23 protein-coding genes are annotated in these 21,526 nt (G+C 54.9%); 18 read left to right on the top strand and 5 right to left on the bottom strand.

Annotated features, from left to right (window positions below; translation table 11 throughout):
- The first annotated feature begins 65 nt into the window (after positions 1-65).
- On the top strand, positions 66-323 hold the full coding sequence (locus ENN68_05670; protein ID HDS45566.1) for a hypothetical protein: 258 nt from the start codon (positions 66-68) through the stop codon (positions 321-323).
- Positions 324-506: 183 nt separating this feature from the next.
- Here the strand turns inward: ENN68_05670 and ENN68_05665 are convergent, their stop codons facing one another.
- Positions 507-704: a hypothetical protein gene (locus ENN68_05665; GenBank protein ID HDS45565.1), complete on the bottom strand. Its 198-nt coding sequence runs from the start codon at positions 702-704 to the stop codon at positions 507-509.
- 275 nt (positions 705-979) lie between these two features.
- On the opposite strand from ENN68_05665, the gene ENN68_05660 reads away from it, so the two are divergent.
- Both ENN68_05660 and ENN68_05655 read left to right on the top strand, forming a co-directional pair.
- Complete coding sequence (locus tag ENN68_05660; GenBank protein HDS45564.1) at positions 980-1,456, top strand: DUF1890 domain-containing protein; 477 nt, start codon at positions 980-982, stop codon at positions 1,454-1,456.
- Positions 1,438-1,719 carry a DUF1894 domain-containing protein gene (locus ENN68_05655; protein ID HDS45563.1) on the top strand — a complete coding sequence of 94 codons (282 nt, stop codon included), beginning with the start codon at positions 1,438-1,440 and terminating at the stop codon, positions 1,717-1,719. Before ENN68_05660 ends, ENN68_05655 begins: the two co-directional genes overlap by 19 nt.
- An 88-nt stretch (positions 1,720-1,807) precedes the next feature.
- Here ENN68_05655 and ENN68_05650 read toward each other — a convergent pair whose 3' ends face one another.
- Positions 1,808-2,398, bottom strand: a complete 591-nt coding sequence (locus ENN68_05650) for a DUF2284 domain-containing protein (protein HDS45562.1) — start codon at positions 2,396-2,398, stop codon at positions 1,808-1,810.
- Between the two features lie 615 nt (positions 2,399-3,013).
- Here ENN68_05650 and ENN68_05645 point away from each other — a divergent pair.
- The 9 genes from ENN68_05645 to pdxT all read left to right on the top strand — a co-directional run bounded on the left by ENN68_05645 (position 3,014) and on the right by pdxT (position 13,530).
- Positions 3,014-3,328, top strand: coding sequence for a divalent-cation tolerance protein CutA (locus ENN68_05645; GenBank protein ID HDS45561.1), 315 nt, complete (start codon positions 3,014-3,016; stop codon positions 3,326-3,328).
- A gap of 103 nt (positions 3,329-3,431) precedes the next feature.
- Entirely contained in the window at positions 3,432-4,277 is an 846-nt protein-coding gene (locus ENN68_05640) for a deoxyribonuclease IV (protein ID HDS45560.1), read from the top strand.
- 321 nt (positions 4,278-4,598) lie between these two features.
- A complete protein-coding gene (locus ENN68_05635) occupies positions 4,599-6,014 on the top strand; it encodes an ammonium transporter (GenBank protein HDS45559.1) in 1,416 nt (471 codons plus the stop codon).
- Between the two features lie 6 nt (positions 6,015-6,020).
- On the top strand, positions 6,021-6,359 hold the full coding sequence (locus ENN68_05630) for a P-II family nitrogen regulator (GenBank protein ID HDS45558.1): 339 nt from the start codon (positions 6,021-6,023) through the stop codon (positions 6,357-6,359).
- A 587-nt stretch (positions 6,360-6,946) separates the two neighbouring features.
- Entirely contained in the window at positions 6,947-8,152 is a 1,206-nt protein-coding gene (locus ENN68_05625) for an ammonium transporter (GenBank protein ID HDS45557.1), read from the top strand.
- A gap of 23 nt (positions 8,153-8,175) precedes the next feature.
- Entirely contained in the window at positions 8,176-8,505 is a 330-nt protein-coding gene (locus ENN68_05620; protein ID HDS45556.1) for a P-II family nitrogen regulator, read from the top strand.
- Positions 8,506-8,600: 95 nt separating this feature from the next.
- Entirely contained in the window at positions 8,601-11,819 is a 3,219-nt protein-coding gene (carB, locus tag ENN68_05615) for a carbamoyl-phosphate synthase large subunit (protein ID HDS45555.1), read from the top strand.
- Positions 11,816-12,892, top strand: coding sequence for a carbamoyl-phosphate synthase small subunit (gene carA / locus ENN68_05610; GenBank protein ID HDS45554.1), 1,077 nt, complete (start codon positions 11,816-11,818; stop codon positions 12,890-12,892). The genes carB and carA overlap by 4 nt, the downstream gene beginning before the upstream one ends.
- A gap of 44 nt (positions 12,893-12,936) precedes the next feature.
- A complete protein-coding gene (pdxT, locus tag ENN68_05605) occupies positions 12,937-13,530 on the top strand; it encodes a pyridoxal 5'-phosphate synthase glutaminase subunit PdxT (GenBank protein HDS45553.1) in 594 nt (197 codons plus the stop codon).
- Positions 13,531-13,632: 102 nt separating this feature from the next.
- Here the strand turns inward: pdxT and ENN68_05600 are convergent, their stop codons facing one another.
- A complete protein-coding gene (locus ENN68_05600; protein ID HDS45552.1) occupies positions 13,633-14,202 on the bottom strand; it encodes a CopG family transcriptional regulator in 570 nt (189 codons plus the stop codon).
- Between the two features lie 130 nt (positions 14,203-14,332).
- Here ENN68_05600 and ENN68_05595 point away from each other — a divergent pair, with 130 nt between their 5' ends.
- The 5 genes from ENN68_05595 (at position 14,333) to hisF (ending at position 19,303) form a co-directional block, all read left to right on the top strand.
- Positions 14,333-15,487 (top strand): hypothetical protein, encoded by a 1,155-nt coding sequence (locus ENN68_05595; GenBank protein HDS45551.1) that lies wholly within the window; start codon positions 14,333-14,335, stop codon positions 15,485-15,487.
- A 5-nt stretch (positions 15,488-15,492) separates the two neighbouring features.
- A complete protein-coding gene (locus ENN68_05590; GenBank protein HDS45550.1) occupies positions 15,493-17,091 on the top strand; it encodes an FMN-binding glutamate synthase family protein in 1,599 nt (532 codons plus the stop codon).
- Entirely contained in the window at positions 17,088-17,750 is a 663-nt protein-coding gene (locus ENN68_05585; protein HDS45549.1) for a hypothetical protein, read from the top strand. The genes ENN68_05590 and ENN68_05585 overlap by 4 nt, the downstream gene beginning before the upstream one ends.
- 94 nt (positions 17,751-17,844) lie before the next feature.
- Complete coding sequence (gene hisH / locus ENN68_05580; GenBank protein ID HDS45548.1) at positions 17,845-18,453, top strand: imidazole glycerol phosphate synthase subunit HisH; 609 nt, start codon at positions 17,845-17,847, stop codon at positions 18,451-18,453.
- 10 nt (positions 18,454-18,463) lie between these two features.
- Entirely contained in the window at positions 18,464-19,303 is an 840-nt protein-coding gene (gene hisF, locus ENN68_05575) for an imidazole glycerol phosphate synthase subunit HisF (protein HDS45547.1), read from the top strand.
- A 378-nt stretch (positions 19,304-19,681) separates the two neighbouring features.
- On the opposite strand, the gene ENN68_05570 is transcribed toward hisF, so the two are convergent.
- Complete coding sequence (locus tag ENN68_05570; protein ID HDS45546.1) at positions 19,682-20,434, bottom strand: diphthine--ammonia ligase; 753 nt, start codon at positions 20,432-20,434, stop codon at positions 19,682-19,684.
- Between the two features lie 415 nt (positions 20,435-20,849).
- Here ENN68_05570 and ENN68_05565 point away from each other — a divergent pair, with 415 nt between their 5' ends.
- Entirely contained in the window at positions 20,850-21,113 is a 264-nt protein-coding gene (locus ENN68_05565; GenBank protein ID HDS45545.1) for a hypothetical protein, read from the top strand.
- A 241-nt stretch (positions 21,114-21,354) separates the two neighbouring features.
- Here the strand turns inward: ENN68_05565 and ENN68_05560 are convergent.
- Positions 21,355-21,526: DUF1670 domain-containing protein (locus ENN68_05560; protein HDS45544.1), on the bottom strand; the 172-nt coding region annotated here is incomplete at its 5' end.

Raw genomic sequence — 21,526 nt, 5'->3', positions numbered from 1 at the left:
TTTTATACGAGGATAATTCATTGAAATCGAAACCTTTAAATAGAGCAACTATTTTTTCAGTCATTATGGCAAAATATAACTGCAAGTACTGTGGCGAAGTCTTTGAGAAGCCCCTTGATTTAGCGCGGCACGTCAGGATGAAGCACAAGCGGGCGACGACGCGAGCGAAGAAAGCGGCTGAGAAGGTAACACCGGCAGAGCAGGCCAATAAGACGATCGAGGCCATTGGCATCTTGAAGGGTCTGCAGGTATCACCTAATCTGAGTGCCGAGGAGAAAAAGCTCCTGGGGGACGTAACGAAGACGTTTGAGGGACTCGTTTGAGGGACTCATACCAACGATCAAGGCTCAAGCAGCACAACTCAGTTCTCCCTACCGGCTGGGCTAGTGGATACGCTGCTTCTCCAGTTAATCTGACTTCCTCCGCAGCGAGGAATTGCCCGAGTACATCGGATCCATGCACGGATCGGATAGCAGGAAGGGCAAACTGAGCTACACGGTTATGAATCAAACAACTCCAAGGATTGCTATTGCCAAACCCAGTATCCCAAGGATGCCCATGTATTTTAGTTCCTCTTTAAAATACCGGAAATACGTAAAGAGAGCAAACAGGCAGAAGTTAAACAGCAATAAGGGTTCATGTAACGCAAACGCCAGGAATCCTTGAAAGCCTAACCTAAGAAACCCAGAAAGCCCAACCACCACATTCCCTTTTCCGTTTCTTGTTTATTGCTCATATCCATGAGATAGCACCGCCACTAAAAATAGGCTCTTTCTTAAGGTGAATGAGGGGTAGTTCATAGGTACACCCTCACAGTCCGGAATGAGCAGGGTGTGCTTTTAGAGACCTGCTCCATCTGATCGCAGCACCTTCACGCGCCTTCTCAACACGCCTTTCTGCAGATCACGCAGATGGGACGTGAAGCGCGAGTAGGTGAACGAAGCTTTAACGTGGATAAAAAAGATAGTAGATGAGGACGATGCGTAAAAAAGCACTCATTCTGCTCGGCTGTCCGGAACTTCCGATCCAGACGGGCATTGCACTGTACCTTGCGAGCAGACTCAAGGATGCGGGCCTGGCTGTGTCCGTCGCCGGAACACCCACGGCGCTCCAGCTCCTCACGGTCTCGGACCCGCACGGGCACTATGTGGACAAAAAGCACCTGCACGACTTAGATTCCTGTATCAAAGCGCTGGTGGAGAAGCGGATAGCCATCGATTGGTGTGCCGTTTTTGTGCATAACGATGCTGGCGTTTCTTATCTCGCCACCGTTCACCATATCTCACCGGCAAAACTCGTTGCAATCGTGCTTGGTCACGATGCCGAAGCGCTCGCCGCTGAGATCGACTGCGAGTGCGAGAAACTCGTGGCAAAGGCAGTGCATAATCCACAGCTGCCAAAGCAGCTAATAGACGCATTACTCGAGGATACAGAACGATGGGCTGCATTGAACTGATGGACTATAAGATCCTGCAATCGCGGGTCTCGTTTAAAGAGTGCCGGGAATTCATCAGGGGCAATTACAAAGAGGTGTACGAAGTAGAGCCCGGTTATCAATTGTTTGATGCGTATTTGATCGGTAATCCACCGATTTTCGTGGGCGTGGACGGTGATGACCTCATTTTCCCGTATGTGAAGCCCTGCCATGGCGCGTTCGTCCTGAAGATTAAAGGACCGGACGTGATCGAGCGGCTGAGAAGAGAACGAAAGGCGAAGTGACAGTAGGCGCGTCAATTAAGTACGGTCGAGCGGAAACGTTATCAGAGCTTGATTACTCGCTTGAATTGGTCGGGCTACACGATGGCGCTTAGTCCAGCAGGACCAATCCGAACAAGGTAACGGGTTGCTCGGGCGAGGTGAGCACCTCAACCTCATAGCCGACGCGCCGCACGGTAGCGAACGCGTCGATCCCGACGGCCTCCATCGAGGGCCGCATCCGGTCCTGGTGCTGGCAAAAACGCTTCGTCGCATGATCCAGTCGAACGTCCGGCCGTTCTGGCAGGCAATCGTCGCAATAGGAGCAGGGGAGCCCGCCCAATGCAAAGGCCTTGTAATAACCGGCCAGAAAAGCATGTCGTTCCAGCGCAAAGAGCGTATCATGGAGCTGCTTGATCGAATCCCAGAGATGGTGGTGGATGCTTGATGGGGGGACATTGCGGTTCGGGTGGGCTTCCAGACGCACGACGATCGCGCGCTCATAGCACTGCACCAGCTTACGCGTCTCCTCGACCTCAGGCGTATAGGGCGGGCAGCCCAGATGCTTGCCGTAGGCCTTACAGCCGTACCTGCATTTCCAGCGCACCCATTCCGCCACCTCGATCTCACGCGCGTGAATGAGCTTGAAATCCTGATGGATCACGCTCAGGTCGGCCAGGAGACTGCTCAAATCCTGCTTCATCCGCTTCGCCCTCCAAAAAGCACCATACGTAACGCACGCCGACACCGAACTACCTACTACTGGTAATACGATCAGCGCCGTCTCCCGAGTTAGTCCTTGATCACGTTCTCAGACCAGCATGAGGGGCATACGACCTTCTCGCCCAGCGAATCGAACTTGTTGCCGCAGTCGTTGCACGTGTACCGCTCGAGTTTTAACTGCTCAATATCGAGGTCGAAATCGCCTCCACCTGCACTGCACATAGCACACACCTCCGCTCTGTTGCGATGAGTACATAGATATAACAATTGTTATGATTTAAAGACCTTGGTTCTGCTGGTTCACCGAATCACCCTGCGGTCTCACAACAATTACCACAAGTAGCAGGCACCGACCCTGACCCTGTGAGCGAATACCTTATAGCGAGCAATCACAATTGTTATAGATACCGGAGGGATACGGTAAGGAGGTGAATGAAGAGATGGGAGAGGAGTTAGAGGCACTGGTGAAGGGGATTGCGGCGAAGGACCTGCGCGAGGCGGCGAAGAAGCGCGGGATAAAGACCGCGTGCGTGAAGAAGATCGATCTCGCGAAGCAACTGCCGCGTGAGGTTCTGGAAGAGCTGAGCACAAAGTAATGAGCTCGGAGTTCTGTGTGCTCCTCTGCACGGCGAGTGAGGGGGAGTCTGAACAGCTAGCGAAGCTGCTCGTGGAGGAACGTCTGGCCGCCTGCGTGAACGTTACCGCTGTCCGCTCGTTTTATCGCTGGCAAGGCGAGCTGTGCGCGGATAAGGAGTGCTTACTCATCATAAAGACCGTGAAGAGCAAGATAGATCGCATCGTGGCGCGGATCAACGAAGTGCACAGTTACGAGGTGCCGGAGATACTGGTACTGCCGGTTGTAGCTGGCTCCGAACAGTACCTGGAGTGGGTTGAGCGCTCGGTTTCGTGAATGAAGCGGTTGCTGAAGAGCTTCAGGTTAGACGGATTCTAAGCAGCCACCAGACCCTTAATCTACTCTGAATCGCTACTACCGTTACGGGAGAGAACAGGTGATGATTCACGTGGGCGTGCACGTCTCAATCGCAGGCTCGATCGACAGGGCGGTGGATCGTGCGCAGGAGAAGGGCTGTGATACCTTCCAGATCTTCTCGCGCAACCCCCGTGGCTGGAAGATCAAGCCGCTGAGCGATACAGAAGCCGGCCATTTCGTGGAGAAACGCGAGAAATCAGGTATATACCCGCCGGTCGATCACATGCCGTACCTGCCCAATCTCGCCGCAGCGACCGGCGAGGTCTATGAGAAGTCTGTAGCAGCGCTTACCGCGGAATTGGAGCGATGTGGTGCGCTCCAGATCCCGTATCTCGTCACTCATCTCGGTAGTCACCGGGGCTCGGGTGAAGAGGCAGGCCTCCAGCAGATCGTTTCAGCGATTAACACCGCATTCAGTGAGGTTGAGAACAGCGTCATGCTGCTCCTGGAGAATACCGCGGACACCAAGAATAGTATGGGCGGTGCGTTTGAGCACATACGCCGGATCGTCGATCAGATCGAGCAGAATGACCGGATCGGTATCTGCTTCGATACCTGTCACGCCTTCGTCGCCGGCTACGAGCTGCGAACCGAAGCGAGCCTTGAGAAAACGCTGCAGCAGTTCGATGACGTGTTAGGACTTGACCAGCTCACGCTCATCCACCTCAACGATGCTAAGGGCGGGCTCGGCTCCAAACTTGATCGTCATGAGCATATCGGGCTCGGGTATATCGGCGAGGACGGTTTCCGGGTGATCCTGCACGATGAGCGGATCACGAGGCTGCCGCTGATCCTCGAGACACCGGTTGACGACCGCCGGGGAGACCGTGAGAATCTGCAGAAGGTTCGAGAACTCGCGGCCCAGTAATGCACGTAAAGTCCGCTTTACTGTCGCAGTGCAGACATTACCAGCCACTATCTATTACAATTAATATTCACGAATATTGAATAATATATCTGCAAGGCACCGATAAATATCGGTCGTTTAAAAGCTTACTCATGAGCTTTTCATAACTGTTCATAATCGTTATTTTAAGTTCACAACTATCTAAAAAAAAGATATTTTGTACTGTTTAATGAATACTTAATGGAAAAATTTAATATTTTTCTTAATTGTTAAGCTGAATTCTCAACTACTGTATTTATATAGTGTTTGTAATTGCCATGCAGGAGGTACCTAAAAGATAAGATGAAAGAAGTAATAGGAAAGAGCGCGAAAAGACCGCGGACTGCAGTGATAATAGGAACGCTCGTGGCAGGTGCCTGCTTGTGGGCACTGGTGCCGGGCGCGATGGCCGGCGATCCGAGCGGTGCGAGTACGTACACGGGCGATCTTGAGGGTTTGAAGACCGCGATCAACTTCACCTGGGTGCTCGTCTCGGCGTTTCTCGTCTTCTTCATGCAGGCGGGATTTGCGCTCGTCGGCGTCGGCGCGATCAGGACAAAGAACACCGTGAACTATCTCGCAAAGAGCTACATGGACTTCTCACTGGGCGCGATCTTCTTCCTGGTCGTGGGCTTTGCCTTGATGTTCGGCGGGAGTGGTGTTGCGCCAGGTCTGGAGCTTGGCAACGCCCTTATCGGGTACAGCGGCTGGCTGCTTGCCGGAGACGCGTACGATGTGACCACGAGCATGGTCTGGCTGTTCCAGGCGATGTTCGCAGCAACCGCGGCGACGATCGTGGCGGGTGCGATGGCCGGACGGACAAAGTTCCAGGCTTATCTCGTGTACACCGTGCTCGTGACCGCGGTGATCTACCCGATCTATGGACACTGGGTCTGGGGTGGTGGCTGGCTCTCGACATTACCCTTCGGCGCAGGCGCTGTGGACTTCGCGGGGTCGGGCGTGGTGCACGCCGTCGGCGGCTTCGTCGCTCTGGCAGGTGCGTATCTTGTGGGCCCTCGAACCGGCAAATTCAAGACGGACGGTACTCCGGTTGCCATACCAGGACACAACGTCACCTACATCGTGCTGGGCACCTTCGTCCTCTTCTTCGGCTGGTTCGGCTTCAACCCGGGCAGCACGCTCGCAGCTACCGATCTGCGGATAGCCGTGATCGCGGTGAACACCTTCTTAGCGGGTGCTGCGGGCGCCGTCGTGGCCTGTTATACCACCTTCTTCAGAACCGGAAAGGCGAACATCTTCCTCATCTGTAACGGGTCGTTGGCAGGACTCGTCGCGATCACCGCGCCCTGCGCCTACGTGCCACCGTGGGCCGCGGTACTCATCGGTGCGATCGCGGGCATACTGGTAATGGCAAGTATATGGTTCGTGGAGTGGGTGCTGAAGATCGACGATCCGGTCGGCGCCGTCTCGGTGCACGGCGTCAACGGCCTCTGGGGGCTACTCGCGGTCGGCATCTTCGCAGACGGCACCTACGGTGACGTGCGCGGTCTTATCGCCGGCAGCAGCGGGCAGTTCGTGGCGCAAGCGATCAGTGCAGCAGTGGTGTTCCTCTGGGCGTTCGGGCTGGGGCTACTACTATTCGCCGTGATAAAGTACGCAATAGGGCTACGCGTGTCAAAAGAAGAGGAAATAGTGGGCCTGGACATCAGTGAGCACGGCACACCGAGCTATCCAGGACCGATGGACAGCTGGAGGTAAACAAGGATGAAGAAGATAGAAGCGATCATACGGGAAGAGAAGCTCGACGAGGTCAAGTCCGCGCTCGAGAAGATCGGTATCACGGGGTTGAATGTAGCAGAAGTGAAGGGCCGCGGCCAGCAGAAAGGGGTGAAACTACAGTGGCGTGCTACGTCATACACGGTGGATATGCTCCCGAAGCTCAAGCTGGAGGTCGTGGTCAAGGACAAAGAGGTCAAGACGGCCGTGAAGGCCATCAGGGAGAGCGCATACACGGGTAATTTCGGCGATGGCATGATCTTTGTGATGCCGATCGAAGAAGTTATCCGGGTGAGAACGGGCGAGCAAGGCGAGGAGGCCTTATGAGCGGGCATTCGCCCGCTCTTCTTATTTTTATGATGAGAGAGAATGCGCTTAAAACGCAACAGTTGCTTTACAGACAGCGGTGATAAGGCACTGCTAAAAATGCAAGCTTAACCGCTCGGCATTCTTCTTACTAGTAGTCATAATTCCACGAATAATAGATACTAATCCCGTGTAACTTTGAAGTCTAAGTAACTGAAAAGCTACGAAAAAAAGCATAAAAAGCAGTATAGTAAATTCATTATCACACTTTAGCAGTTCATAACTATTCATAAATAGTGTGATAGTTTCCCAACAAGCGTGCAGACTATTCATGTTTTAGAGTGCTATATAACGTAAGATATCATCTTAACTTTTATGCTGTGTTCTCAAATACCCTTTAAAAGGGCATTTAACGATCATAGTAATACCAGATAATAAAAGGAGTAAGAAAGGAATATGGGCAGAGTAAACGCATCGCTAAGACGAAATGCTACAGTAGTATCGGTCAGGCTTGCCGTCCCGGACACGCCATCGAGATCGCACTCCGGAAATTGGGGAGTGGATGATGACCCAACCAGGTCCACGGGGGGAGGTGAAACAGGGTAAACATGCTGGACAGTGGAAATACGACGTGGATACTCGTCTCGACCGCTTTGGTGATGTTGATGACCCCGGGTGTCGGGCTATTCTATGGTGGGATGGTCCGGAAGAAAAATGTCATCGCAATGCTTACACTCTCGTTTGTAGCGCTCGCATTGATCAGTATTCAGTGGGTACTCGTAGGATACAGTTTGTCCTTCGGCTCTGACATAGCGGGATTTATCGGCAACCTCGAGTATCTGGGACTGCGGAATGTCGGCATGGAGACCACCGGAGCTTTGACTGTTCCGCACTTAGCATTCATGGCGTTCCAGCTCGCTTTTGCTGTGGTGACGCTTGCTATTCTTACCAGCACAATGGCTGAACGAGTGAAGATAAGCGCATTCATTGTCTTTGGGCTGCTGTGGACAACGCTCATTTACGATCCACTCGCTCATTGGGTGTGGGGAGGCGGATGGCTTGCTGAACTGGGCGCGTTAGATTTCGCTGGAGGCACCGTGGTGCACATTAGCTCGGGTTTTTCGGCTCTGGCTTTGGCACTGGTGATTGGCAAGAGGCGCGGATTTGGCGAGGAGCCGATGGGCCCGCATAACATCCCGCTGACGCTTCTTGGTGCGGCCTTGCTCTGGTTCGGGTGGTTTGGGTTCAATGGAGGTAGCGCCCTTGCTGCAAATGGGCTTGCAGCCAATGCATTCGTCGTCACCAACACGTCCGCTGCAGCCGGAGCTATTGGCTGGATGGCTGCAAACTGGGCACAGGGAAAACCAAGCTCGCTGGGTGTGGTAAGTGGCGCTATCGCAGGACTCGTTGCGATAACACCAGCAGCAGGATTTGTTACGCCACTGTCTTCCATAGCGATCGGACTGGTTGCAGGGGTTATCTGTTACCGGGCAATGCTGTTCAGAATTAAGATAAAGCTGGATGAGAGCCTTGATGCATGGGCAATACACGGTGTTGGCGGACTCTGGGGCGCACTGGCCACGGGCATATTTGCAACCGAAGCAATAGGTGGATACTCGGGTTTGCTCTATGGTAATGTGCATCAATTCATGGCTCAGGTCATCGGTGCCGGAGCAGCAATTATCTACGCGTTCGGGCTCGCGTTTCTACTCGCCAAACTCGTGGACATAACGATCGGGTTACGGGTGACCGAGGAGGAAGAATATGTCGGTGCGGATCTTTCACAGCATGGAGAAAGAGCGTACAGTGGCTGAAGTAACAGATAGGAGGAAAGGGTATGAAGAAGATCGAAGCGATAATTCGGCCAGAAAGGCTTGAACAGGTTAAAGCGGCCCTGGAAAAGCAGGGGCATGTTGCCATGACCATAACCGAGGTGACAGGACGAGGGGAGCAGAAAGGCATCGCCTTGCAGTTCAGGGGACGACGCATGGAGGTAGATACGCTGCCAAAAGTCAAAATTGAGACGGTGGTGAAGGACGAGCTGGTCGAGCAGTTGGTCAGTGCGATATCACGTGCGGCGAAAACGGGCAAATTCGGCGATGGTAAGATATTCGTGTACCCTCTGGAGCATGTTATACGAGTGCGAACAGATGAGCGATTGAACTGAACCTGAGCGGGGAGCTGGGGAGACACCACCTTGCCACGTTTTTATCTGCGCATGCCTGAGTAGAAGCGAAAAGATACCGTAAGCAAGGAGAGAGAATGCCAAAAGACGACAAGATCGTGAAAGTGCTGCTCATCGGCTCGGGTCCGATACAGATCGGCCAGGCCGCGGAATTCGATTTCTCCGGCTCGCAGGCCTGTCGTGCGTTACGGGAAGAGGGTGTGGAGGTTGTGCTGGTCAATTCCAATCCCGCAACGATCATGACCGACTTCGAGATGGCGGACGTGATCTATATCGAGCCGCTGGTGGCCGGTGTGGTGGCGAAGATCATCGAGAAGGAGCGCCCGGACGGCATCGTGGCAGGCCTCGGCGGGCAAACGGGCTTGAATCTCGCTGCAGAACTTGCCGAATCTGGCGTGTTGGCACGGTACAACGTGCGGCTGCTGGGCACGCCTCTGGACGCCATTTATAATGCAGAAGATCGTGAGCGGTTCAAGCAGACGATGGAACGGATTAACGAGCCTGTCCCGCGTGGCTTCACGGTTACCTCGGTCGAAGATGCCGGATACGTGGCTGCAGAACTCGGGCTGCCGGTCGTTGTGCGACCGTCCTACACCCTCGGGGGTACCGGAGGGGGGATCGCACGGACAATGGATGAGTTAAACGAGATCGTCTCCTACGGGCTCCAGGTCTCACGGATCCATCAGGTCCTCCTGGAAGAGAGCGTGCTGGGCTGGAAGGAGCTCGAATATGAGGTGATGCGTGACGCGAAGGACACCTGTATCACGATCTGTAACATGGAGAATCTCGACCCGGTTGGCATTCATACCGGGGAATCGATCGTGGTCACGCCGTCCCAGACCTTAACAGATGCGGAGCACCAGATGCTGCGTGCCGCCGCCATCAGGATCATACGCGCGTTGAAGGTCGAGGGCGGCTGCAACATCCAATTCGCCCTGAAAAAGGGTGAATACCGCGTGATCGAGGTCAATCCCCGGGTATCTCGGTCTTCGGCACTCGCGTCGAAGGCGACGGGCTACCCCATTGCACGGGTCGCGGCAAAGATCGCGATCGGACTCCAGCTCGATGAGATACGAAACGACGTCACGAAAGAGACGCCAGCGTCCTTCGAGCCAGCCATCGACTACGTGGTGGTCAAGATCCCCCGCTGGCCTTTTGATAAGTTCCCGGCCGCGGACAGAACGTTGACGACCTCGATGAAGAGCACCGGTGAGGTCATGGCCATCGGGCGAACGTGCGAGGAGGCGCTGCAGAAAGCGCTTCGATCACTGGAGATTGATAAGGGCTTTGGCTACGGCTCTGAGCCATGGTCTGATGCCGAGGTGCGACAGCTACTGGCAACGCCGACGGACGATCGGCTCTTCGCGATCTACGAGGCACTGAAAAGAGGCTTCCATGAACGTGAAATCGCCGAACTGAGCGGTATCGACCTGTTCTTCATTACAAAGATCGGTAACATAGCTCGTTTCGAAAGGACGTTACCGCAAGATCTTGACGGCAATCTGCGAGCGGCGAAACGAATGGGCTTCTCCGATGAGCAGATCGCAGCACGTACGGGCAGAACCCGGGCGGAGATAAGCGATCTGCGGCGGGCACAGGGTATCCGCCCCACGTATAAGATGGTGGACACGTGTGCGGCGGAATTCGAGGCACAGACACCCTATTATTACGCCAGCTACGAGACAGAATGTGAGTTGACGCCCTCGAAACGGCGGAAAGCGCTGATCATCGGCTCGGGCCCGATCAGGATTGGCCAGGGGATCGAGTTCGACTACTGCACCGTGCACGCGGTAACGGCGCTGAAGGAGGAAGGAGTTGAAGCGCACATCATCAACAATAATCCAGAGACCGTATCAACGGATTACGATACCTCAGATACGCTCTTCTTCGAGCCACTGACACTTGAGGATGTGATGAACGTGATCGAGAAGGAGCACTATGAGGGCGTGATGGTACAATTCGGGGGGCAGACCTCGGTAAATCTTGCCCTGCCACTGAAACGGGAACTCGAACGGATCGGCTCGTCAACGGTCGTGCTGGGCACAGATCCTGAGCAGATCGATGCGGCCGAAGATAGGGAGCGGTTCAGTAAATTGCTCCTGCAACTGTGCATCCCGCAGGCTGAGAGTGGCTATGCGTACTCCACCGAGCAAGCACAGGAGATCGCCGCAGGCATCGGGTACCCCGTGCTCGTTCGCCCCTCGTACGTGCTCGGCGGGCGGGCAATGCAGATTGTGCACGACCGTCAGGATCTGCTGAAGTATATGCGTGAGGCGGTCAGGGTCTCAAAGGATAAACCGGTGCTCATCGACAAATTCCTGGATAAAGCCGTTGAGGTGGACGTTGACGCGGTCTGCGACGGCGAGGAGGTGCTCATCGGTGCGATCATGGAGCATATAGAAGAAGCGGGCGTGCACTCCGGCGATTCGACCTGCGTTATTCCGCCCCAATCCCTCACACCTGCAGTACGTGAGACGATAACGGACTATACGACGCGAATCGCGCTGTCTCTGCAGGTGAAAGGGCTGCTGAACCTCCAGCTGGCGGTAAAAGACAGCACCGTCTACGTTCTGGAGGTGAACCCGCGCTCGAGCAGAACGATCCCGTATGTCGCGAAGGCAACGGGTATCCCGCTCGCGAAACTGGCCGCGAAGGTGATGCTGGGGCACAAGCTACGGGAGTTCGAGACGATAGTCCAAAAATTCGAGCACGTCGCTGTGAAAGAGGTCGTTCTCCCGTTCGCGAAGTTTAAAGGCGTTGATAGTATCCTCGGCCCGGAGATGAAGAGCACCGGCGAGGTCATGGGTATCGCTGACAGTTTTGCTACCGCGTTTTACAAGGCTGAGCTTGCCGCGGCCAACCCCTTGCCCGCGGGGAGCAACGGCACGGTCTTCATCTCGGTCTGCGATTCTGATAAGGCGGAGATCGTCGCCGTGGCACGTACGCTACAGGAAACGGGTCTCGCGATCGTGGGCACCGCGGGCACGGTCGAGTATCTGAGGCAGCGAGGGATCGAGGCAGGACGATTGCAGAAGATTCAGCACGGCTCGCCGAACGTGGTGGAGCTGATGCACGCGCGGACGGTCAACCTGGTAATCAATACACCGACCGACAAACAATCGTATAAGGACGGGTACCTGATTCGACGGAGCTGTATCGATTTGGGGATTCCGTATATCACCACGATGCAGGCGGCGAAAGCAGCGGCAGCAGCCATTCGGAAGATGCACACGCACGGTGGTGAGCTGGCGGTGAAATCGGTTAATGAGTATTTTGCAGCGGGGGTTGGAACATGAAGGCGATTCTTGCGCTCGAGGATGGGACCGTAGTAGAAGGCAGGGGGTTCGGCGCGGCGGGAACCGCGATTGGCGAGCTTGTCTTTGCAACACCCTTTACGGGCTATGAAGAGGCGCTGACCGATCCCTCGTATAAAGGCCAGATCCTCATGCTCACCTACCCGCTCATCGGGAACTACGGTGTAAGCGGGGCGAACTTCCAGTCGGACGGTATAAAGGTCGAGGGTTTTGTGGTTCGAGAGCAGTGCGACGCGCCCTCACATTACAGGAGCACGCGCAGCCTCGCGGCATTTTTGGAAGCTGAGGCTGTGCCAGGGATCAGCGAGCTCGATACCCGGATGCTGACACGCAAGATCCGCGAATACGGCACGATGAAAGCCTGCTTGCAGGTCGGAAGCGCGGTGGAAACAGAAGCGGTACTGGAACGTGCGCGAACGCAACCGGACATCTCGGAACGCGACCTGATCGCTGAGGTCTCCTGTCAGCACGCATACGAGATAGTGGGGAAAGCAGATGCGAAACGAATCGCGGTGCTCGATCTGGGCATCAAGCGCAGCATCCTGAAGAACCTGGCGAAGCGGAACTGGCACGTTTTCGTATTCCCGGCGACCGCTGGTGAATCTGAGATCCGGGCGGTGGAACCTGATGCGCTACTGCTCTCCAACGGGCCGGGCGATCCCAAGCGTGGCGAGCATGCAATGCGGCTCGTTACGTCGTTCCTGGGCGAGCGGCCCATCTTCGGGATTTGCCTGGGGCTGCAGATCGTTGCGCTCGCGCTCGGCTGCGATACGTATAAGCTGAAGTTCGGGCACCGCGGCGCGAACCAGCCAGTGAAGGAGCTCACCTCCGGCCGTGTATACATCACCGCACAGAATCACGGGTTCGCCGTGGATCACGACTCGCTCATGGGGCATGCAGAACTCACGCAGATCAATGCGAACGACAACACGGTGGAGGGCTTTGAGAATAAGTATCTCGGTCTGAAGTGCGTGCAATACCATCCTGAGGCGAGTCCGGGTCCGTGGGATACCGAGCAGAGCTTCTTTGACACGCTGAACAGATATACTACGTAACCGGAGGTACGCGGTTACGGGATGGTAAAAGAGAAACGATGCCCGTGAAGATCGGTGTAATCGCAATCCAGGGAAACGTCGCAGAGCACGTCAGTGCGCTCGAGAAGGCGTTAGCCGAGCGCGGCGAGCGCGGCGAGGTGGTGCTGATAAAGCACCAGGGGTTTGTTGCGGATTGCGATGCGCTGGCGATCCCGGGCGGCGAGAGCACCACCATCGGACGGCTCATGCAGCGCGAAGGTATCGGTGAGGAGATAGTAACGGCTGTTGAGGTGCACGATATCCCGATCCTGGGCACCTGCGCGGGTCTCGTGCTGCTGGCGACCACGGGCGATGCGGGGATTGCACGAACCGGTCAGCCACTGCTCGGCGTGATGGACATAACCGTAAAACGAAACGCATTTGGACGGCAGCGGGAATCGTTTGAGATATTACTCTCGATGAGTATCCTCGAGGAGCCGTTTCCCGCCGTCTTCATCCGGGCTCCCGCAATCACCCGCACGGGCGAAGACGTTACGGTCCTGGCAACCGTCGAGGGACAGATCGTTGCCGCGCAGCAGGGGAAAGTACTGGCACTCGCGTTCCATCCCGAACTCACTGAAGACCGAAGGCTCCATCACTATTTCCTTGACCTCGTGTAACCGGCCTACAGGGACGGATGCGGACAATGTCATGAACACGGTTGGGGCGGGGGTATAAAGAAAAGAAGAGCCCGCAGAGACAAGACGGAACCAGAACTTCTTTTAGCTCCGTCCTTTCTCCTTTGGCGCCTCTGACAGGACCTTCACCCGCAGTTTGGCGAAGTCCTCCTTTAGCTCCACGGTGAAGCCCATGCCACGGAACGTCTCCTCCAGGAGCGTCTTGACAAACTTCTTGAGCACGTCCGAGCTGAGGATCAGGGTATAATCGTTCCTGGATACCTGGTTCAGGGTATAGTAATTGCAGGCCTCGAGTCGTTTGAGTACGTCCTCGACACCATACGATTTGTGCTTGAAGAACTCGGCATGTGCCTCATAGATCGGCTTGTTCAACTCCCAGAACTGCTCCTTATCCGGGTGCGTCTCCATGAACCTGAGAAAAAGGAGCCAGTGATCAATATCCACGATCACGTGCTCGCCGACCTTCAGCATCTCGGCATGGGTGTACATCTTCTTGTCCTCCATGGACTCGATGAGCACGCGATACTTGCTATAAAACTTCACTGCCTGGCGAACGAGCTCGCTCTGTGAGATCCCCAGCACCTCCTGTAGCTTCTTGAACATCATGAAGGTCTCGTCATCCATCGCCACCGTGATTCGCTCTGGTGCGGTCATCTCGTTACTAACTATGTTCCGTCCACCTAGATAATGGTATTCATACTTTTTCTGAAGAAGCCCTAATTACGCTTAAAAATTCTCAAATACTGATAATAATGCTCCGTTCAAAAATGTAATTAAGGAGAAAATGGCAAATACGAAACGAGGAGCTGGTGAGGTTCAAACTGATCAGAGAGACTTCCCGATCTGCTGCTATTGCGGCGCCTGTGCCGCGTTTGTACCGGAGTTCGAGAAGTATCGAGATGATGAGGCAGTCTATGAGAAGGGCTGTGGGGGCACGACATCGAAAGGGTTCTGTTTCAGTTTCTGTCCTCGCTCGTTCGCCGCCTGCCGGTTGTGTGAGGAGGAATGCCCGCGGCTGGAATACGGCGTCTGTGATTTCAGTCCCGGCGCATCCTCGCCTGAGCGGCGAATCCTCGGCTATTACACCGATATCATTCGCGCACGAGCAACCGAAGCGAGTATTCGGGGAATGGGCAAGGATGGCGGTGTCATTACTGCTCTGCTCTACGAGGCGTTACGAAACGGTTTTATTGACGCCGCAGTGGTGGCGACGAGAACTGATGACTGGAAAGCAACACCCTTTGTCGCGACCACGCCTGAAGCCGTGCTCCTCGGCCGCGGCCCGAAATATACTGCCTGCCCGTCCGTTCAGGGCGTCTGGAACGCGATCGATCGCGGCTACGAGCGGATCGCAATGGTGGGCACCGGGTGCAATATTGAGGCGGTGCGCAGATTGCAGGCGTTGCGTGACCCTGCTCTGGAATTAGACCGTGTGAAGCTCTTGATCGGCGTCTTCAGCACTGAAGCGTTCTGGCATCGTGAGCTGGTTCGCTATCTCGCAGAAGAAGAAGGCGTTGATATCCGAACCGTGGAGCGCTTCTTCGTCGCGCAGGGGAAGTTCACGGTGGTTGCCCGGGACCGAGAGATCAGTATCCCGCTCAGGGATATTGAGCGCTGCACACGCGATACCTGTAAGATCTGTGAAGATGCCTCCTCGCAGCTCGCGGATATCTCCGCGGGCTCGGTGGGCTCGCCTGATGGCTGGACGACCGTGATCATTCGCACTGGGACAGGCAAGGAGCTCGTCTGCGCGTCCGCGCTTGCCGGGACGATAGAAACGAGACGGCTCAGTGCGGACGAGATAGAGGAGGTCGAGCAGTTCGCGTTTAAGAAGAAGACGCGGAATTATGGGCAGATGCGGGACCAGATGGAGCTTTGTGCCGCGTGTTTGACGAATCCATTCCCGTTCACTCTGCAAAATCGAGGAGGTGTGAGGTAAGTAACATGTCTGATATCTATGCAAATGCGAGATCGACCACGGGAACATCCGTGAGGAGAAGGGACGTGAACACGCAGAGCGGCATGTGCCCGATCTGTGTGAAGGAGTGTACCGTACTGTGTGAAGTGGGAAAGTCCGCGTTCAGGGGTCGGGAGGTGTTGTATCCTGAGCCAGAGCAGTTTGGCTGGAGTACCGCATCGTCGAACAAGAGTTACGGGCTGGATTGGTCTGACTTCAATATCCTCTCCCGGCTGCGCGGTGCCGAAGGGATCGCGCCTGACCCTGATGTCGCGCTGTTCCATAATGTGGATATCGAATCTAATATCGGCGGGATTCCGCTCAAACTGCCCCTGGCGAGCGGCGCGTTCGGCTCCACCGATGTGGGCCGGAACAACTGGGATGCGCTCGCTATCGGTGCCGCGCTCTCGGGCATCATCGTCATTGTGGGTGAGAACGTCTGCGGCGTGGACAAGAACGCGGTATTCACGAACGGCAAGATAACGAAATCGCCGGAGCTGGAACGGCGCGTGAGACTGTTCAAAGAGTACTGGGACGGCACGTATGGCGAGATCGCGGTGCAGACGAACGTCGAGGATCAGCGGTTCGGGGTGGATGAGTACGCGATCTCGAACTTGGAGGTGAACATCATCGAGCGGAAATGGGGACAGGGTGCGAAGGCGATCGGTGGCGAGATACGGGTCTCTTCGCTCGACCGTGCGATTGAGCTGAAGAAGCGAGGCTATTACGTGTTGCCCGATCCCGAGGATGCGGTGGTCCAGGAAGCCTTCAGAGACGGGCTCTTCAAGACCTTTGAACGGCACAGCCGCGTCGGCTTCCCCGACGAGGCGGATTTCATCGACGACGTTGACTGGCTGCGCGAGATTGGCACCACGTACGTTACCATCAAGACCGGGGCGTACCGCCCGGTGGATGTAGCATGGACGATGCACGTGGCCTCGGAGGCAAAGGTGGATTACATTACCTTTGATGGCGCCGGTGGCGGCACCGGCATGAGTCCGGTGCCAATGATGAACGAGATGAGCACGCCGACCGTATATCTAGAGGCGCAGGTCTTGCGGTGTGCGCAGATCCTGGAACGTGCGGGACGATACGTGCCTGATATAAGTATGGCTGGGGGGTTCGTCAATGAGACACAGATGTTCAAGGCGCTCGCACTGGGCAATTTCGTGGGGAACAGGCCGTTCGTTAAATCGATCACCATGGCGCGCGCACCACTTACGGCCGCGATGAAGGCCTGCTATTTCGCGGAACTCGCCGCGAAAGGTAGATTGCCGCGTGATTTCGCCAATAAATACGGTAACAGCCCGGAGAAGTTCTTTATCACCACCGACACGCTCAGGGCGGCATACGGCGATAAACTGGGTAGGGAAATACCGTGGTCTACCCTGGGTGTGTACACGTATCTCAGCGAGCGGCTGGGGCTCGGCTTGAAGCAGTTGCTCGCCGGCACGCGGAAGTTCAAGCTGGATCTGATCGATCGGAGCGACCTTGCCGCGCTCAGTGAGCTTGCGGCCGAGGTCACGGGCGTGCCGATGCTCCATGAAGTTGAGCAGGATCTGATGGAAGGGATCTTGCTCAAATGAAGCGTGAAATCGAGAAGAGAAGAGGAGGAAGAACAAAAATGTTCATTCCAGAGCGATTTGTAGAGGAGCAAGTGGAGGAGCTTCAGAAGAAACTGGGTGCGGGAAAAGCGGTCATCGCGGTAACCGGTGGTGTTGATACCACGCTTGCTGCCGTAGTGACGCATCGCGCGATTGGAAAGCGGATGTTGGCCGTATTGATCGCCGATGGGTTGATGCGGGGGGATGAGGTAGCGCGTATAACCGGCTTTTTCGAGATGAGCGCCATGCAGATCAGAACGGTCGATGCCGCAATGGAGTTCGATAACGCATTGAACGGCATTACTGAACGTGAGGAGCTGAGAAGAGTGTATCAAAACGCATTCTACTCGGTCCTCGGCCGCGTGGTGCGCGAGGAGAAGGCGATGTATTTGGTACAGGGCACGACCGCGGCAGATGTGGTGAGGACAGAGGAGGGCGTCGAGCTACCTGATGACCTCTTTGAAGAGATTCGACTGATCGACTCGAGACGGAACGGATTAACGATCGTTGAGCCGTTACGGAAGCTGAACAAGCACGAGGTGCTAAAGCTCGCGAGGAGCCTGGGCTTACCACCTGAATTCGTGGACCGCCAACCGTTTCCCGTGGTTTTAGACATGCTCCGTGAGTCGCTGGTGAAGTGAAGGTCGGATCCGCACACTCCAGGAGGTGCGCCGAACGAGAAAACGGTATTTCTAGCCCTACGTTAGAATAACGGTTAGTGTCCTCAAACTCAGCATGATCGCGATCGTCGACTACGGGATCGGGAACCTCTTCAGCATCTATAACGGGCTGAAGCACGTGCACGCTCAGCCGCTGCTCGTTACCCCAAATAAGGTCGAGCGCCTGAAGGATGCGGCCGGGATTATTGTACCGGGCGTGGGCGCGTTCGACGACTGCGCACGCAGTTTCAGGTCGGTTGCCGCCATCCTTATCGAGTGCATCGAATCCGGCATGCCCGTCCTTGGCATCTGTGTGGGGATGCAGCTCCTCTTTGAGGCAAGCGAGGAGGGCTCTGAAACAGGGTTAGGATTGATCCCGGGGCGCGTGGTGCGGCTGCCGAAGACCGTGCGAGTGCCGCATATGGGCTGGAACAACCTCACGATACCGCGACCGACCCCACTGCTTGAGGGTATCACTGAGCACGATTACTTCTACTTCGTGCACTCGTACCACTGTGTGCCGCGCGATGCTGCCCGTGTCATGGCATCGGTCGAATACGGCGGGGCATTGGCAGCGGTGGTGCAGCGAGATAAGCTCTTTGGGGTGCAGTTCCACCCTGAGAAGTCGTCGGAAAAAGGATTGCACATCTTACACAACTTCGCCGCTATCGCTCACGGCACGTAACTAACCTGCGATGTTAACCAAGCGAATTATACCCTGTCTGGACTGCGATCTGGCGCTTTCGGGAGGCAGAGTGGTCAAAGGGATCGAGTTCCAGCGCATCACGTACGCGGGCATCCCCTGGGAGCTGGCCCGGGAGTACGACGAGCAGGGCGCGGACGAACTCGTCTTTTTGGATATAACAGCGTCGCATGAACGGCGAGAGACCATGGCGCACGTGATCGCGAAGACCGCGAGCAACGTGTTTATACCGCTGACCGTCGGCGGTGGGATTCGTAGCGTGGAGGACGCGCGCAGGATGTTCAACGCGGGTGCAGATAAAGTCTCGATCAATACCGCAGCGCTGCTCAAGCACGAGCGGGTGAACGATATTGCGCGCATCTTCGGCAGTCAGGCGTGCGTGGTAGCGATCGATGCGAAACGGCGGTATGTGCAGACGGCTGCGGAGCTGAAGGCAGCAACAGAGAATGGCAGAGCGCTCATCGAGACGCCCGAAGGCGCCTGCTGGTTCGAGTGCTCCTACTACGGCGGCAGGAAGTTCACAGGCGTTGACACCCTGCGATGGGCGCAGGAAGTCGAGGAGCGGGGTGCTGGTGAGATACTGCTCACGAGCATGGACAGGGACGGCACGAAGGACGGGTTCGATCTCGAGTTAACGCAAGCGGTCTGCGACTGCGTGAACATTCCCGTGATCGCATCAGGCGGGTGCGGGTTACCCGTGCACATGAAAGCCGTGTTCGAAACAACAGAAGCGTCCGCAGCGCTCGCGGCGTCAATATTCCATTACAAGGAGTATTCCATTCAGGAGGTAAAGCGGTATTTGCGGGAGAGCGGGGTTCATGTACGAGTGTAAATGACCGTTCTTTGCGCAGAGAGAGTACTGCAATCGCTTTAATAATGCGAGGGATGTACTATACGTCGATATTCCGTAAGTCGCGTTCTGCAGAGGTCTTCCAGAAGATTTTAAAGGAGCCCCTCTGTCTTGAGTCTGTTTTTGAGTGTTTCTAAATAGATGGTCGGTTCTTCACGACGTTCGGCGACAATGGTAATGTCATCGAGATCCTCAAGCACTGCTTCGTACTCTTTGATATCGAGAACCACAGCCGTCTACTGTCCTTTTTCATTCACAATAAATATACTGCGCGCTCGATCCGCTCATACGCCCAACAACCACTTGCCTTTGATTATTTCTTAGCTGTTTCCTTTTTAGACCTTCCCACGACCTCAGGCCTCAGCATGCTTTACGTTCGATCGAATAGTCGGTGATATCGAGGAACCAATACCCGTTCTCCAGGCGTTTCTCGGTCTCATGTATCGCTATGCGATTCTTAAAGAGGGGACCGTCAATGACAAACGTATGGAATTCGCCGTATTCGCCACAGGGATCGATGGTCGGCTTCATGCTTCGGAGATCATGCAGAAAATCGCTATCCAGTTTCCTGCCCAGCCAGACCTCACCGAGCATATCGGCCTTCGTGCTTGCGATGATCGCCTCAAAGCCCGCGTCTATGAACTCGCTCAGGAGCTGCTCGGTATTATGTTTCCAGAACGGCACGTACAGGGTCAGGCCCAACTCAGCGCAAATCCTGGTCACCAGATGCTCATGCATGGCTATATGGCCAAATACCGCACCATCTATTCCGGCACCGCTCGAATTCAAATCGCGGACCACCCTCTTGAATTCAGCCTCAAAGGAGACAAAACCGCTGTACAGCAAAGGGATCCCGATCGCTTCTGATTGCGCGAACAATAAGTCCTTGTTCAGGTTATGCGGTGCGGCCTTCTTCAGATCCTTGAAATTCAAGAGATAAGTGACCTCAAAGCCGTTCAGCAGCGCTTGGTAACCGGCAAAACAGCCGTCCTTGCCACCGGTCCACGAAACGACCACCTTGCCCTTAGCCCGCCGGGGTACTGTCTTACGTGCGGCTGTCGCGAGTGCTCCCGGAGGTAGTAGTGCATCGGACGGGGTTATCTTAGTGTGCATTGGTTATGTCCCCGTGAGCAGGTACGGAGCTCTTTTTTAGGATATTTGAAGCAGGAAGAGAAAAAGTAAGAGGAATCTGGCAGTGATCGCAACGATCACGGTGCTCGCTGCACAAGGAGACGAATTGGACCCCGTCACGTGTAGCGGCGAATATTGTGAAACAATGATATATCTATGCCAATAGGAAATACTGAGTGGTTCTTCTCAGCCTCTTTTCTTACTAGTGGCGGGTATTTTTCTGCTGTGGGGCTTAATATAGCCAAGAACCAAGTAAGTAAGCTGACTGTAAAAGGTGACCTTAACGAGGTAGACGATAAGTTGCTCTTACTTTACTACTTTCCAAAGTGGTTTCAGATGCCAATTTGAGATAAAATAGCAACTATATTTATATAGACGCGATCTATGTCGTGCTATTATGGCAGAATATAAATGCAAATATTGTGGTGAGAAGTTCGAGAAGCCCCTTGATCTGGCACGGCATGTAAGGATGAAGCACAAGCGTGCAACGAAGCGAGCGAAGAAAGCAGCGGAGCAGGTAACACCTGCAGAGCAGATTAACAAGACGATCGAGGCAATCGGCGTGTTGAAAGGTTTGCAGGTATCACCGAACCTGAGTACCGAAGAGAAGAAGCTACTGGGCGACGTAACAAAGACCTTTGAGGGACTCGTACCAAAGTAAAGGCACGTTCAAGGTTAACGGATCCTGAACTCAGTTCTGACTAACTATCTGAGGAGTGGGTACTCCGCTCCTCCAGTTCTTTTACCTTTTCCTGTAACTCCTCGATATCTTTCTCCAGCTCTACGAGGATCGACATAAATACTGAGGATTTTGAAAAACACCCTTACTAAATCACCCTATAATTTACTAAACGCCCATTTGACCGATAGGTATCCCCCCTTACCGGTATGTGCTTCGAACATCAATTCACCTCCTCGTTTATAAGGCTTAGGTACTCCTTCACCAGGGATACCCCCATCTCCAGGGTCCGAGCGATCTCCGCGGGCTCCATCTTCTCGCTCAACTTTTGCACTTTCTTGTAGGCTTTGATATAGCGGTCACAGGCCTCCTCCGTGTGATTCGTCTTCCGTGCG

This window comes from Methanomicrobia archaeon (assembly GCA_011049045.1).
Classification (GTDB): domain Archaea; phylum Halobacteriota; class Syntropharchaeia; order Alkanophagales; family Methanospirareceae; genus JACGMN01.
This window is presented reverse-complemented; position numbering and strand designations above follow the sequence as displayed.

What these genes read in the sequence shown, in the direction of transcription:
- ENN68_05625 (HDS45557.1), top strand. Translation starts at nt 6,947, where the DNA reads ATGCTGGACAGTGGAAATACGACGTGGATACTCGTCTCGACCGCTTTG.
- ENN68_05640 (HDS45560.1), top strand. Translation starts at nt 3,432, where the DNA reads ATGATTCACGTGGGCGTGCACGTCTCAATCGCAGGCTCGATCGACAGG.
- ENN68_05660 (HDS45564.1), top strand. Translation starts at nt 980, where the DNA reads ATGCGTAAAAAAGCACTCATTCTGCTCGGCTGTCCGGAACTTCCGATC.
- ENN68_05595 (HDS45551.1), top strand. Translation starts at nt 14,333, where the DNA reads ATGGCAAATACGAAACGAGGAGCTGGTGAGGTTCAAACTGATCAGAGA.
- ENN68_05585 (HDS45549.1), top strand. Translation starts at nt 17,088, where the DNA reads ATGAAGCGTGAAATCGAGAAGAGAAGAGGAGGAAGAACAAAAATGTTC.
- hisH (HDS45548.1), top strand. Translation starts at nt 17,845, where the DNA reads ATGATCGCGATCGTCGACTACGGGATCGGGAACCTCTTCAGCATCTAT.
- ENN68_05570 (HDS45546.1), bottom strand. Translation starts at nt 20,434, where the DNA reads ATGCACACTAAGATAACCCCGTCCGATGCACTACTACCTCCGGGAGCA.
- ENN68_05645 (HDS45561.1), top strand. Translation starts at nt 3,014, where the DNA reads ATGAGCTCGGAGTTCTGTGTGCTCCTCTGCACGGCGAGTGAGGGGGAG.
- ENN68_05655 (HDS45563.1), top strand. Translation starts at nt 1,438, where the DNA reads ATGGGCTGCATTGAACTGATGGACTATAAGATCCTGCAATCGCGGGTC.
- ENN68_05635 (HDS45559.1), top strand. Translation starts at nt 4,599, where the DNA reads ATGAAAGAAGTAATAGGAAAGAGCGCGAAAAGACCGCGGACTGCAGTG.
- ENN68_05600 (HDS45552.1), bottom strand. Translation starts at nt 14,202, where the DNA reads ATGACCGCACCAGAGCGAATCACGGTGGCGATGGATGACGAGACCTTC.
- ENN68_05630 (HDS45558.1), top strand. Translation starts at nt 6,021, where the DNA reads ATGAAGAAGATAGAAGCGATCATACGGGAAGAGAAGCTCGACGAGGTC.
- ENN68_05620 (HDS45556.1), top strand. Translation starts at nt 8,176, where the DNA reads ATGAAGAAGATCGAAGCGATAATTCGGCCAGAAAGGCTTGAACAGGTT.
- hisF (HDS45547.1), top strand. Translation starts at nt 18,464, where the DNA reads ATGTTAACCAAGCGAATTATACCCTGTCTGGACTGCGATCTGGCGCTT.
- carB (HDS45555.1), top strand. Translation starts at nt 8,601, where the DNA reads ATGCCAAAAGACGACAAGATCGTGAAAGTGCTGCTCATCGGCTCGGGT.
- carA (HDS45554.1), top strand. Translation starts at nt 11,816, where the DNA reads ATGAAGGCGATTCTTGCGCTCGAGGATGGGACCGTAGTAGAAGGCAGG.
- ENN68_05650 (HDS45562.1), bottom strand. Translation starts at nt 2,398, where the DNA reads ATGAAGCAGGATTTGAGCAGTCTCCTGGCCGACCTGAGCGTGATCCAT.
- ENN68_05670 (HDS45566.1), top strand. Translation starts at nt 66, where the DNA reads ATGGCAAAATATAACTGCAAGTACTGTGGCGAAGTCTTTGAGAAGCCC.
- ENN68_05565 (HDS45545.1), top strand. Translation starts at nt 20,850, where the DNA reads ATGGCAGAATATAAATGCAAATATTGTGGTGAGAAGTTCGAGAAGCCC.
- ENN68_05590 (HDS45550.1), top strand. Translation starts at nt 15,493, where the DNA reads ATGTCTGATATCTATGCAAATGCGAGATCGACCACGGGAACATCCGTG.